Source organism: Allobosea sp. NPDC055594, from assembly GCF_053618995.1.
Window position 1 is genome coordinate 37,510 of the sequence record NZ_JBSHIO010000013.1, and the last position, 12,027, is coordinate 49,536.

Sequence of the window (12,027 nt, forward strand, 5' to 3'; positions counted from 1 at the left end):
CGCAGCGTGGCGGTTCAGGCAGCGCGTTCGGCGATGGCGGTCCCGGCCGCCCAGCCGGACGACCAGGCCCATTGGAAATTGTAGCCGCCGAGCCAGCCGGTGACATCGACCACTTCGCCGATGAAGTAGAGCCCATCGACCGCCTTGGCCTCCATCGTCCGCGAGTTGAGCCCGGCGGTGTCGACGCCGCCGAGCGTCACCTCCGCGGTCCGGTAGCCTTCCGATCCGATCGGCATCACCTCCCAGCCCTGGATGGTCGAGGCGACCGCCGCGAGCTTCTTGTCGCTCGCATCGCCTATCGGCCCGGCCCAGCCATGGTTCTCCGCGAGATAGGATGCGAGGCGCTTCGGCAGGATCTCGCCGAGCGCATTGGCGATGCTCCTGCGGCCGTTTTCCTGTCTGGAGGCGCGGAGCATGGCGAAGACGTCCTGTGTCGGCAGGAAGGCGATGCTGATCGGCTGCTTTTCGCGCCAGTAGGAGGAGATCTGCAGGATGGCGGGGCCGGACAGGCCGCGATGGGTGAACAGCAGCGCCTCGTCGAACGCGGTCTTGCCGCAGGAGACCCGCGCCTCGGCGGCGAGGCCGGCAAGCTCGCGGAAGCCGGCGAGAACCTCGTCGCCGAAGGTCAGCGGCACCAGTGCCGGGCGCGTCTCCGTCAGCGCCAGGCCGAACTGGCCGGCGATCTGGTAGCCGAGACCGGATGCGCCCATTCTCGGGATGGATTTTCCGCCGGACGCCACGACGAAATGCTGGCAGCGGATCGCCCCGGCGCCATCACCGCCGAGCCTGAGCGCAAAGCCGTCAGTTCTGCGCTCCAGGCTTTCCAGCGTCGTTCCGAGGCGCAGTTCGCAGCCGGCGCGCGCCATCTCGCCGGTCAGCATCGCGATGATGTCCTTGGCGGAATGGTCGCAGAAGAGCTGCCCGAGCGTCTTCTCGTGATAGGCGATGCCGTGCTTCTCGACGAGCGCGACGAAATCATGCTGCGTGTAACGGCTCAGCGCGGATTTTGCGAAATGCGGATTGCCCGACAGGAAGTTCCGCGCGCTCGTCCCGATATTGGTGAAGTTGCAGCGGCCGCCGCCGGAAATGCGGATCTTCTCGCCGGGGGCCTTGGCATGATCGAGGATCAGGACGCGTCCGCCGCGCGCCGCGGCGTGGATCGCGCACATCATGCCGGCCGCACCTGCGCCCAGGATGACAGTGTCGAAACGCTCTGTCGTCATCGCGTATTGCTGGCCCCGGAAACCGCCCTGACGGCCATCCTGCCGCGCCCGGCCTCGGGGTAGATGATCCGGTCTCCTCGTTCAACCGGGGAAGCTGCGCGCGAAAGCCCTGGCGGCGGCAAGCGAAGGACGACCTATCGGGGTGCGGAACCGGCGAGGCACCCAGGACGGAACGCCGGAGCGGCGCAAAACCTCGCACCGGCAGTCACTGCAGCGTGCCTCCCGAGGCGTCGTGAAGGCCCGCGCTTTCCAGCGAGCCTTCGCGCGTCCAGGACCGGCCGCCGTCCGCAAGCCCGGGCCGTCGGCGATGACCTCGGCTCGCTGGTCAATCCGTCAGGCGCAGCGATCTTTCCTTGCAGAGATCGACGCCGTCATTGTCGCTTTCGACATCGTCGCTGAACTTGCCGAGCAGGTAATAGCTGCAGCCCGAGGGCTTGTTGAGCTTCAGCGAGACGCTCTTGCCGGGCGCGAGCGGCTTGGTGAGCTTGGCCACGAGCCGGGCCTGCTCGCCCGTCGTCGTGATCTCCAGCGAATCGAGCGGAACGCTGCGGGCGTTCGTGATCTTGATCTGCGCCGGCGGGCGGGCTGATTGCGCGAGCGCGGGCAGGGTGGGCAGAAGCGCAAGCGCGCCGGCGACAGGCAGGATTTGGCGCAGGTTCAAGACATGGCGAAGGTTCATGGGCGTTCGTCCTCGATCTCAGCCTTGGCAGGCCTGGCAATCTGGCATTGCCCTTGCGACGAGAACAAGGCCCCATCGGCGCCAGAACAAGGCATCGCCTGTGGCCGGCGGCGGCCGAGGTGAGAGGGATAGCGGGATGGCATGGCGATGAGTGAGATTGCGCGCATCGCGGCTTTGATCGCCGGACGGGCAGAGGGGAGCGGTCGCATCCTGGTTGCGCTGGCCGGCCCGCCCGCTGCCGGCAAGTCGGAAATTGCCGGCCGGCTCGCGCAGTTGCTGCCGGAGACGGCCGTCGTGCCGATGGACGGCTTCCATTTCGATAATGCCGTCCTTGCCGAACTCGGATTGCTGCAACGCAAGGGCGCGCCGGAGACCTTCGATTATGAGGGGCTCGAAACCTGTCTGCGGCGGCTTCGGTCGGGCCAGGCGGCTGTCGCGGTGCCGCTCTTCGACCGAGCGCTCGAACTCGCCCGCGCCGGGGCGGCGCTGGTCCCCGCCCGGACCCGCATCGTCCTGGTGGAGGGTAATTACCTTCTGCTGGACCGTGCGCCCTGGAATCGGCTGGCACCGCTCTTCGACCTGACGATCTTCCTCGCAGTGCCGCTCGAAGAGCTGGAGCGCAGGCTCCTCGCGCGCTGGGCGGGGCATGGCCGGGCGCCGGAGGCGGCTCGGGCCTGGGTGGAGGGGAACGACTTGCCGAATGCGCGGCTGGTGCAGGATGCGAGCCGCCGCGCCGACATCGTCTGGGCCAATACCGGGCCGCTGGCCTGAGCGCCGCGCGCTTTCGGCCGGCGGCCATGCTCCGCAGGCCCCTGCAATCGCGAGAAAACTAGCCTATATCGGCGCTTCAATTTGGAAGAATGACAATGTCTCCGCCTGCCGCGCCGCCACCGGCGAACTTTGCACGTTCGGCCGTACTCCAGCCGGGCTCCGGTTTCCTCGCGACCTTCGGAGCGCTCTGGCCCTATCTCTGGCCGCCCGATCGGGCCGATCTGCGCCGGCGCGTTGTTCTCGCCTTCGCGCTGCTGGTCGTCGGCCGCCTCGTGCTGATGGGCGTGCCCTTCACCTTCAAATGGGCGACGGACGCGCTCGCGGGGACGCCGACGACGCTCGAAGCCTGGCTGCCCTGGCTGGTCGGCGCGCCGCTGGCGCTGACGGTGATCTACGGGCTGGCAAGGGTCGGTGCTGCGGCCTTCGTGCAGTTGCGCGATGCGATCTTCGCGCCGGTCTTCATGCATGCGGTCAGGACGCTGGCGCTGCAGACCTTCGGCCATCTCCATCATCTCTCGCTGCGCTTCCATCTCGAGCGCAAGACCGGCGGGCTCACCCGCGTGCTGGAGCGTGGCCGCAATGGCATCGAGGAGATGGTGCGCCTCGGCCTCAACCAGCTCGTGCCCGTGATCATCGAGGTCACGCTGATCATCGCCGTGCTGCTCTGGCTGTTCGACTGGCGTTATGTCGTGGTGCTCGTCGCCATGGTCGTCGGCTATATGGCCTACACCATCAAGGCGACCGAATGGCGTATCGCCATCCGCGCCCAGATGAACGAATCCGACACCGACGCCAACGCCAAGGCGATCGACTCGCTGCTCAACTACGAGACGGTGAAGTATTTCGGCGCCGAGGCGCGCGAGACGGCGCGCTACGATGTCTCGATGGCGCGCTATGAGCGCAATTCGATCAAGGCCTATACCTCGCTCGCCTGGCTCAATTTCGGCCAGGCCGCGATCTTCGCTGCGGGCCTGACCGTCTCGATGGTGATGTGCGTGCGCGGCTTCCAGGCCGGGACCAACACGGTCGGCGATTTCGTGCTGATCAACGCCATGCTGATCCAGCTCTATATCCCGCTGAACTTCATGGGCACGGTCTATCGCGAGATCAAGCAGGCGACGCTCGATATCGGGCAGATGTTCGCCCTGATCGGCCGCGATCCGGAGATCCAGGACAAGCCGGGCGCGCCGCCACTCGCCATTCGGGCCGGGACCGTCACCTTCGAGGACGTGCATTTCGCCTATGTGCCGGAGCGGCCGATCCTGCGCGGGGTCTCCTTCTCGGTCCCGGCCGGCCGCACCATCGCCATCGTCGGCCCGTCCGGCGCCGGCAAGTCGACGATCTCGCGGCTGCTCTTCCGCTTCTACGAGCCGCAGAAGGGCCGCATCCTGATCGACGGGCAGCCGATTGCCGATGTCCAGCAGGTCTCGTTGCGGGCGGCGATCGGCATGGTTCCGCAGGACACCGTGCTGTTCAACGACACGATCGAGTACAATCTGCGTTATGGCCGGCCCGAGGCGACGCAAGCCGAGATCGAGGAGGCGGCCCGCCTCGCCCAGATCGATCGCTTCATCAGGACGCTGCCCGAGGGCTATGCCACCTCGGTCGGCGAACGCGGCCTCAAGCTCTCCGGCGGCGAGAAGCAGCGCGTCGCCATCGCCCGCACCATCCTGAAGGGACCGCCGGTGCTGGTGCTCGACGAGGCGACCTCGGCGCTCGATTCCTTTACCGAGAAGGAGATCCAGGACGCGCTCGACCGGGTCAGCCAGGGCCGCACCACGCTGGTGATCGCGCATCGGCTCTCGACCGTGATCAATGCCGACGAGATCATCGTGCTCGACAAGGGGCAGATCGTCGAGCGCGGCCATCACCGCGAACTGCTCGTGGCCGATGGTGTCTACGCCGCGCTCTGGAACCGCCAGCGTCAGGTCGACGAGGCCAAGGCGACGCTGCAGCGCGCCACCGCCGAGGAGGGCGAGAGCGTCCGCGTCAGCCTGACGGACTGAAGCCGGCGCCGTCCCGGCCGGGCCGGGGCGGCCCTGCCGGCGTGCGGCCGGCTGCTCGAAATAGCGGCTTGGCACCCGCGAGGCGCGGGCGCAGACTGCCCTTGCGTAATGAGGGGGCCTGCAATGTTCGCGCTCGACCCGACGACGCTGGTCGGCTTCCACACCTGGCTAAGCCTGATCGCCATCGTCGCCGGCTTTCCGGCGGCGGCGGCATTGCTGAAAGGCCAGCTCAGCCGGTCCTGGAACGGGATCTTCCTGTGGACGGCGATCGCGACCAGCGCCACCGGCTTCCTGTTTCCGTTCAGCGGCGTCCTGCCTTCGCACATCGTCGGGGCGATTTCGCTGGCGCTGCTCGCAGCCGCCGCCATCGCGCTCTATGTCCGCGGCCTGGAAGGCGCCTGGAGGCGGACCTACGCCATCTCCGCCATGCTCTCCTTCTACCTGCTGATCTTCGTGCTGATCGCCCAGCTCTTCCTCAAAGTGCCGGCGTTGAACGCCATGGCGCCGACGCAGGCCGAACCGCCCTTCGCCATCGTCCAGGGCATCGTACTGGCGCTCTTCCTTGCGCTGACCGTGCTCGCCGCAAGGCGTTTCCGCGATGACCGGCCGGCGGCCCGCGCGGTCTGAAAGCCTGCGCTCGCGGCCGGGCGCTCGATCTAGAGGCTGTTGATCCGGTACTTCTCGACGACGCCGACGAGAGCCTCCTCGCCGCGAAGCCGCTGATTGTAATGGGCGTCTGTCGCGAACGCGTGCTCGGGGGCGAGAAGGGCCTCGATCAGCTTTGCATGATTGGCCGTCGATGCGGTGCGGTAGTCCGGCGTCTGCAGGCGCAGGGCGATGCGGTGAGCCCGCAGGACGAAGTCGCGCATCTGACAGCCGACTTCGTGCAGCTTGCGGTTTCCCGAAAGCCGCATCAGCGCGCGGTGGAATCGTTCGTCGGCTTCGCCCCAGGCGTCGACGTCGTCGGCCACGATCGCCGCCTCCATCCGCCGCGTCTCGTCGACCAGTTCGGCCAGGTCATCACGAGACGGTCGCCGACGCGTCAGCAGGGCCACGGCCGCGACCTCCAGCCCGGAGATGACTTGATACATCTCACGCATGTCGCTGCTCGAAAGGGGGGCGACGCGGATGCCCTTGCCCTTGCCGATCTCGACGAAGCGCTCGGCCTGCAGGCGCAGCAGCGCCTCGCGCACGGGGGTCCGGGAAATGCCGAGGGTCTTGGCCGTAGCCGACTCGTCGATCGTCTGGCCCGGCGGAATCTCGCCACGCTGAATCAGATCCTTGATGGCGGCGTAAGCCGTGTCCGACGCGCGAGCCACCTCTCGTCCTCCGTACGCAGTCGCTCGCCCTGTCGGCGAATCCCACTGCTGTCCGGTCTATCACGGAAGCCAGTCCATCCGACTGTGCCGAACCGGGGCGCCGAGGGGCGATGTCCTGCCAGTAGGTCACGATTGAATATTATCAAATATATTTGTTGATATTCATGAATGGCCCGATTACGGTTCCTCCATCGGCAGCGGCGTCGATGTTTCGTCGTCGCTGCAAACGCCGGAGAGGGACGGGAATCCGATGCGCTACGAGATCGCTGTGGTCGATGGAGACGGGATCGGAGAGGAGGTCTGCCAATCGGCTCTCAGTGTCGTGAAGGCGACGCCGGGACTCTCGGGCGTCTTCGACTTCAGGAGCTATGTCGCCGGGGCCGAGGAATACCGCCGCTCAGGCAGCGCCTATCCCGAAGCGAGTTTCGAGGGCTGCCGCAAGGCGCACGCCATCCTGCACGGCGCTACCGGCATTCCGGGCGTCACCTATCCCGACGGCACGGAGACGGGCATCGAGTTCGGTCTGCAAACCAGGTTCAGGCTCGACCTCTACGCAAATGTCCGGCCGATCAAGCTTCGTGCGGGCGTGGAATCGCGTCTGCGTGATCGCAGGCCGGGCGATATCGACTATGTCATCGTGCGAGAGAACACCGAGGGCATGTATGCGGCCCGCGGCAGCGGCTCGATCCTGCGCGACGAGATCGCGGTCGACAATCTCGTCGTCACCCGCAAGGGCATCGAGCGCATTTCCCGCTTCGCATTCGAGCTTGCGCGCAAGCGCAACGGAGCTCCCGGCGACGGCAAGCGGCGGGTCACCTTGTGCGACAAGGCGAATGTGCTGCGCAGCTATGCCTTCTTCCGAAAGGTCTTCAACGAGATCGCCGAGCACTACCCGGATGTCGAAACCGACTATGCCTATGCCGACGCGATGACCTGCCATCTCGTCGAGCGGCCGGAATTCTACGACGTCATCGTCACCGAGAACATGTTCGGTGACATCATTTCGGATCTTGCCGCAGTGACCGTCGGCAGCATGGGTATGTCGCCATCCTCCGAGCTCGGCGACCACAACGGCTTTTTCCAGGCCGCTCACGGCTCGGCTCCGACCATAGCGGGGCAGAACATCGCCAATCCCTATGGCACGATCCTTTCGGCCTCTTCGATGCTGGTTTGGCTCGGCGAGCGCCACGGCGATCCGCGTCTGATCAGGGGCGGGGCGGCGATCGAGCGGGCGGTCGATGCGGCCATGGCGAGCCCGGGCGGGCTGACCCGCGATCTTGGCGGTTCGGCGACGACCTCGGACGTCACGCGCCGCGTCATCGCCAACCTCGCATCGCAAACGTCGGTCGCGGCCGAATAGCCCCCGAACAAGGCCAGTCGTCCGAGGGAGGAAATCATGCTTCGTCCTCTGCGGGAGCGGTTGCGAGACGAGGCGCCGCTGCTCGCCATCTTCTCGATCATGCGTAGCGTCGAAGCCGTCGAGATCATCGCGCTGGCAGGTTTCGATGCAGTGATCCTCGATATGGAGCACGGACCCTACGGAATCGACGAACTGGGCGGGCTGATCCTGGCGGCGCGCGCGAGGGGAATCTATCCGATCGTGCGCGTTGCGCGGAACGAGGCCTCGCTGATCGGAGCGGCACTGGATGCCGGTGCGGCCGGCATCCTGGTCCCGCAGATCGGGACGGTCGCAGAAGCGCGGATGGCGGTTTCGGCCGCCCGTTTCGCCCCGGATGGTGCGCGGGGCGCCAATTCCTGGGTGCGGGCCGCCGATTATGGCGGGGCGCCTGACTGGTTCGGCCGCGCCAATGCCGAGGCCGCGATCATCTTGATGATCGAGGGCAAGGCCGGGCTCGCCAATCTTGCCGAGATCATCGCGGTGCCGGGATTGGATGGTGTCTTTCTTGGCCCCGTCGACCTCTCGCACGCTCTCGGGGTCCCCGGTCAGATCGACCATCCGAGCGTGCTCGACCGGATGCGTGCGGTGATCGCTGAAGCACGGATGCGTGGCCTCTCGGCCGCCGTCTTTGCGCCGGGGATCGCGGGCGCCCGCGGCTGGTTGGCCGAGGGCGCGACGCTGGTCGCCGTCGGTGTGGAAACCGGCCACCTGCGCAGCGCGCTCCTCCAGGTCAACGCGGCTGTGCGCGCCCTGGCCTGAGCGCTGCGGCGGCGCTGCGACGACGCAGATATCGATGAACGAGCGACGGACACCGCTTCCGGCGAACGGTGAACCCTTGCCGCAAAGACCACCCGTACCGGTTCGGGCTTGCCTTGCCCGGGACGGGTTTCGCAAGAAAACCGTGGGAGGAATCGATGCGAAAAATGCTCGCTCTGCTGGGAGCGGCCCTCTGTGTGCTGGCCGCGCCTGGTTCCGCCGCAGCGAAAGACTATCCGGACCGCCCGGTGACACTCGTCGTGGCCCAGGCTGCCGGCGGAACGAACGATGCCGTGGCGCGCTTCATCGCCGATAGGCTCAGCCGAAACATGGGGCAGCGCTTCGTCGTCGAGAACAAGGCCGGCGCCGGCGGCAATATCGGCACGGCATCGACGGCGCGGGCCGAGCCGGACGGATACACGCTGCTTGTCTCCGTCAACAACCCGCTCACGATCAATCCCTCGCTCTATCGGAGCACGGGATTCGATCCGGTCGCGGATTTCGTGCCGGTCTCGCTGTTGGCGACGGCGCCCTATGTCCTCGTCGCCAACCCGAAATTTCCGGCGAAAACGATGCCCGAGCTGCTCGCCCTCGCTAAGGAGAAGCCCAATCAGATCCAGTATGCCTCATCGGGAATCGGTACCGTCAACCACCTCCTGGTCGAGATGCTCGGCTTCGAGACCGGTACGAAGTTCGTGCACGTGCCCTATCGCGGCGTCTCGTCGCTGATGAGCGATCTCGTGGCCGGACATATCGAGCTCGGCTTCGCCACGATGCCGGCGGTGCAGTCCTTTCTGGAAGGAGGCAAGCTCACGGCGCTCGGCGTCAGCTCGACGAAACGCCTGGGCATCGCGCCGGAGATTCCGGCCGTCGCCGAAACGGTTCCCGGCTACGGCTCCGAGCTCTGGGTCGGGCTGTTCGCCGTCCGCGGTACGCCGCCGGAGATCGTCGCGCGGTTGCACCGGGAGATCACCAAGATCCTCGATGACCCGAAGGAGCGTGCAGCCTTGACTGCGATGGGCGTCAATCCCGCCACCAGTACGCCGGAGGAGCTGGCCGCGGTGCTGAAGCAGGATCTCAAGCTCTGGCAGGGCATCGTCGCCAAGGTCGGCGTAAAGATCGATTAGTGGCGGATTTTTCCCGGCCGCGCCCGGTCGCTTGATCGGGTGCGGCCATAGCTGCCGACTCCCGCGTCGGCCCGGTGCGTGAGCGGCCAACCGTACCGCCGGCTGCCTGCAGCCCTTGCGGCATCGCGAATTCTCGGCAAGCTCGGCGCAAGCGCGAAAGCCGTGGGTGGGCGAGGGGGGAAAATGGCCGAGGACGCCGATGTCGTGATCGTCGGTGCCGGGCTCGCCGGCCTCGTCGCTGCCGCCGAACTCGCCGATGCCGGCCGCAGGACCGTCATCGTCGAGCAGGAACCGCAGGCCTCGCTCGGCGGCCAGGCGCACTGGTCCTTCGGCGGGCTGTTCCTGATCGATTCGCCCGAGCAGCGCCGGCTGCGCATCCGGGATTCGCTCGACCTTGCCCGGCAGGACTGGTTCGGCTCGGCCGGCTTCGACCGCGAGGAGGACCATTGGCCGAAGGCCTGGGCCGAAGCCTATCTCGATTTTGCCGCCGGTGAGAAACGTAGCTGGCTGCACCGGCAGGGCATGCGCTGGTTCCCGGTCGTCGGCTGGGCCGAGCGCGGCGGCTATCTCGCGACCGGCCATGGCAATTCGGTGCCGCGCTTCCATGTCACCTGGGGCACGGGGCCGGGCGTCCTCGACCCCTTCCTGCGCCGCGTCGCCGAGGCGCAGAAGAAAGAGCTGGTCGACTTTCGCTTCCGCCATCGTGTCACCGGTCTCTCGCGCAGTGCCGGCGCGGTCGACGGCGTCGCGGGCGAGATTCTCGAGGAGAGCGCGGCCGAGCGCGGGCAGGCGAGCGCCCGCACGGTGACGGGAAGTTTCGCGATCAGGGCCCAGGCGGTCATCGTCGCCTCCGGCGGTATCGGCGCGAATCACGCGCTCGTTCGGCGCAATTGGCCGGCCCGCCTCGGCGAGCCGCCGGCCCGGATGCTCTCGGGCGTGCCGGCCCATGTCGACGGCGCCATGCTTGCCGTTGCGGAAGGCGCCGGCGGCCGCCTGATCAATGGCGATCGGATGTGGCACTATGTCGAAGGCATCGCCAACTGGGCGCCGATCTGGCCGGCTCATGCGATCCGCATCCTGCCCGGCCCGTCCTCGCTCTGGTTCGATGCGCGCGGCAACCGCCTGCCGGTGCCGCTCTTTCCCGGCTTCGACACGCTCGGCACGCTCGAGCATCTGCGCCGCACCGGCTTCGACCATTCCTGGTTCGTTGCGAGCCGCAGCATCGTCGCCAAGGAATTCGCGCTCTCCGGCTCCGAGCAGAATCCCGACCTTACCGGTAGGAGCTGGCGTCAGGTGATCCAGCGGGCGAGGGCCGGGATGCCGTCGCCGGTCCAGGCCTTCCTCGACGAGGGCGAGGACTTCATCGTCGAGAGCGATTTCTCGCGCCTGGTCGCCCGGATGAACGCACTTGGCGGCGCCGGGCTGATCGACGAGGCCCATCTGCGCGCCCAGATCGAGGCCCGCGACCGCGATGCCGACAACCCCTATGGCAAGGATCTCCAGGTCACGGCGCTGCGCGGCGCGCGCGCTTATCTCGGCGACCGGCTGATCCGGACGGCAAAGCCCCACCGCATCCTCGACCCCGCCCACGGTCCGCTCGTCGCCGTCCGGCTCAACATCCTGACGCGCAAATCCCTCGGCGGATTGATGACCGATCTGTCTTCCCGCGTACTCGGAGGAGACGGAGCGCCGGTGCCCGGTCTCTACGCTGCCGGTGAGGCGGCTGGCTTCGGCGGCGGCGGGTTGCATGGCTATCGCGCCCTGGAAGGGACCTTCCTCGGCGGCTGCATCTTCTCGGGGCGAAACGCCGGCAGGGCGGCGGCGAGGGCGGTCGGCTGAGGCGCCATCCCGCCCGCGTCAGCGATGCCTCTTTCCCCGCGGCTCGCGAGCCCCTAAACAGCCTCCTTCGCCCAGCGGCCATGATCTGGCGGCGCAGGCACAGGCCATGACGGCGCGGTGCGCCAGCAAGACCAACAGGATGCCACCCATGTCGCTCGTCGATTCCGTCCGCAAGCTGATCGTGCCGATCCACAAGGAAGGCTATATCTTCATCGCTATCGGCGCCGTCGCGACGCTGGTGCTCGGCCAGCTCTGGGCGCCCTTCGGCTGGCTCGGCACGCTGATCACGCTGTGGATCTGCTATTTCTTCCGCGATCCCGTGCGCATCGTGCCGCAGCGGGAGGGGCTGGTGGTTTCGCCGGCCGATGGCCGCGTCAGCCAGATCGGCACGGCCCTGCCGCCGCCCGAGCTCGAGCTTCCGGCCGAGCCGATGACCCGCATCTCGGTGTTCATGAACGTCTTCGACTGCCATGTGAACCGCAGCCCGGTCGCGGGCCGGATCGCCAAGATGGTCTATACGCCGGGCCTTTTCCTCAATGCCGAGCTCGACAAGGCGAGCGAGGATAATGAGCGCAACGCGCTGGCTATCCAGACCAAGGCCGGCATTGTCGGCGTCGTCCAGATCGCCGGTCTCGTCGCCCGCCGCATCGTGCCCTTCGTCAAGGAGGGCGATGAACTCGCCCCGGGCGAGCGCTTCGGCCTGATCCGCTTCGGCTCGCGCGTCGACGTCTACCTGCCGCAGGGCGTCACCCCGCTGGTCAGCGAGGGCCAGACCATGATCTCCGGCGAGACCGTGCTGGTCGATTTCTCGGGCAAAGACACGGATCGCGTGTTCCGCGCGATCTGAGGCCGCGCCGTCCTTCCTGGGGCGAGCGCGATGCTCGCCCCGGGAAATTTTGCAGGGTGAT

11 protein-coding genes are annotated in these 12,027 nt (G+C 67.3%); 8 read left to right on the forward strand and 3 right to left on the reverse strand.

Annotated features, from left to right (window positions below; translation table 11 throughout):
* Positions 1 to 14: 14 nt before the first annotated feature.
* Both ACWGRX_RS21485 and ACWGRX_RS21490 read right to left on the reverse strand, forming a co-directional pair.
* Positions 15 to 1,223 carry a BaiN/RdsA family NAD(P)/FAD-dependent oxidoreductase gene (locus tag ACWGRX_RS21485; protein ID WP_452119194.1) on the reverse strand — a complete coding sequence of 403 codons (1,209 nt, stop codon included), beginning with the start codon at positions 1,221 to 1,223 and terminating at the stop codon, positions 15 to 17.
* A gap of 325 nt (positions 1,224 to 1,548) precedes the next feature.
* Entirely contained in the window at positions 1,549 to 1,902 is a 354-nt protein-coding gene (locus ACWGRX_RS21490; RefSeq protein ID WP_452119195.1) for a hypothetical protein, read from the reverse strand.
* A gap of 147 nt (positions 1,903 to 2,049) precedes the next feature.
* On the opposite strand from ACWGRX_RS21490, the gene ACWGRX_RS21495 reads away from it, so the two are divergent.
* The 3 genes from ACWGRX_RS21495 (at position 2,050) to ACWGRX_RS21505 (ending at position 5,306) form a co-directional block, all read left to right on the forward strand.
* Positions 2,050 to 2,673, forward strand: coding sequence for a nucleoside triphosphate hydrolase (locus ACWGRX_RS21495; protein WP_452119196.1), 624 nt, complete (start codon positions 2,050 to 2,052; stop codon positions 2,671 to 2,673).
* A 95-nt stretch (positions 2,674 to 2,768) separates the two neighbouring features.
* The gene (locus ACWGRX_RS21500; protein ID WP_452119197.1) at positions 2,769 to 4,679 is read left to right on the forward strand and encodes an ABCB family ABC transporter ATP-binding protein/permease; all 1,911 of its coding nucleotides are present in this window, start codon (positions 2,769 to 2,771) and stop codon (positions 4,677 to 4,679) included.
* A 123-nt stretch (positions 4,680 to 4,802) separates the two neighbouring features.
* Complete coding sequence (locus ACWGRX_RS21505) at positions 4,803 to 5,306, forward strand: hypothetical protein (protein WP_291636568.1); 504 nt, start codon at positions 4,803 to 4,805, stop codon at positions 5,304 to 5,306.
* 29 nt (positions 5,307 to 5,335) lie between these two features.
* Here the strand turns inward: ACWGRX_RS21505 and ACWGRX_RS21510 are convergent, their stop codons facing one another.
* The gene (locus tag ACWGRX_RS21510; RefSeq protein WP_452119198.1) at positions 5,336 to 5,998 is read right to left on the reverse strand and encodes a GntR family transcriptional regulator; all 663 of its coding nucleotides are present in this window, start codon (positions 5,996 to 5,998) and stop codon (positions 5,336 to 5,338) included.
* A gap of 250 nt (positions 5,999 to 6,248) precedes the next feature.
* On the opposite strand from ACWGRX_RS21510, the gene ACWGRX_RS21515 reads away from it, so the two are divergent.
* The 5 genes from ACWGRX_RS21515 to ACWGRX_RS21535 all read left to right on the forward strand — a co-directional run bounded on the left by ACWGRX_RS21515 (position 6,249) and on the right by ACWGRX_RS21535 (position 11,966).
* Positions 6,249 to 7,358 carry an isocitrate/isopropylmalate dehydrogenase family protein gene (locus ACWGRX_RS21515; RefSeq protein ID WP_452119199.1) on the forward strand — a complete coding sequence of 370 codons (1,110 nt, stop codon included), beginning with the start codon at positions 6,249 to 6,251 and terminating at the stop codon, positions 7,356 to 7,358.
* 36 nt (positions 7,359 to 7,394) lie between these two features.
* Positions 7,395 to 8,156, forward strand: a complete 762-nt coding sequence (locus ACWGRX_RS21520) for an HpcH/HpaI aldolase family protein (RefSeq protein ID WP_452119200.1) — start codon at positions 7,395 to 7,397, stop codon at positions 8,154 to 8,156.
* Positions 8,157 to 8,401: 245 nt separating this feature from the next.
* On the forward strand, positions 8,402 to 9,280 hold the full coding sequence (locus ACWGRX_RS21525) for a tripartite tricarboxylate transporter substrate binding protein (protein ID WP_452119201.1): 879 nt from the start codon (positions 8,402 to 8,404) through the stop codon (positions 9,278 to 9,280).
* Positions 9,281 to 9,463: 183 nt separating this feature from the next.
* Positions 9,464 to 11,119, forward strand: coding sequence for an FAD-binding dehydrogenase (locus ACWGRX_RS21530; RefSeq protein WP_452119202.1), 1,656 nt, complete (start codon positions 9,464 to 9,466; stop codon positions 11,117 to 11,119).
* Positions 11,120 to 11,225: 106 nt separating this feature from the next.
* Positions 11,226 to 11,966, forward strand: coding sequence for a phosphatidylserine decarboxylase (locus tag ACWGRX_RS21535; protein ID WP_452119203.1), 741 nt, complete (start codon positions 11,226 to 11,228; stop codon positions 11,964 to 11,966).
* The last annotated feature ends 61 nt before the right edge of the window (positions 11,967 to 12,027 follow it).

What these genes read in the sequence shown, in the direction of transcription:
- ACWGRX_RS21485 (WP_452119194.1), bottom strand. Translation starts at nt 1,223, where the DNA reads ATGACGACAGAGCGTTTCGACACTGTCATCCTGGGCGCAGGTGCGGCC.
- ACWGRX_RS21515 (WP_452119199.1), top strand. Translation starts at nt 6,249, where the DNA reads ATGCGCTACGAGATCGCTGTGGTCGATGGAGACGGGATCGGAGAGGAG.
- ACWGRX_RS21505 (WP_291636568.1), top strand. Translation starts at nt 4,803, where the DNA reads ATGTTCGCGCTCGACCCGACGACGCTGGTCGGCTTCCACACCTGGCTA.
- ACWGRX_RS21500 (WP_452119197.1), top strand. Translation starts at nt 2,769, where the DNA reads ATGTCTCCGCCTGCCGCGCCGCCACCGGCGAACTTTGCACGTTCGGCC.
- ACWGRX_RS21530 (WP_452119202.1), top strand. Translation starts at nt 9,464, where the DNA reads ATGGCCGAGGACGCCGATGTCGTGATCGTCGGTGCCGGGCTCGCCGGC.
- ACWGRX_RS21520 (WP_452119200.1), top strand. Translation starts at nt 7,395, where the DNA reads ATGCTTCGTCCTCTGCGGGAGCGGTTGCGAGACGAGGCGCCGCTGCTC.
- ACWGRX_RS21535 (WP_452119203.1), top strand. Translation starts at nt 11,226, where the DNA reads ATGACGGCGCGGTGCGCCAGCAAGACCAACAGGATGCCACCCATGTCG.
- ACWGRX_RS21490 (WP_452119195.1), bottom strand. Translation starts at nt 1,902, where the DNA reads ATGAACCTTCGCCATGTCTTGAACCTGCGCCAAATCCTGCCTGTCGCC.
- ACWGRX_RS21495 (WP_452119196.1), top strand. Translation starts at nt 2,050, where the DNA reads ATGAGTGAGATTGCGCGCATCGCGGCTTTGATCGCCGGACGGGCAGAG.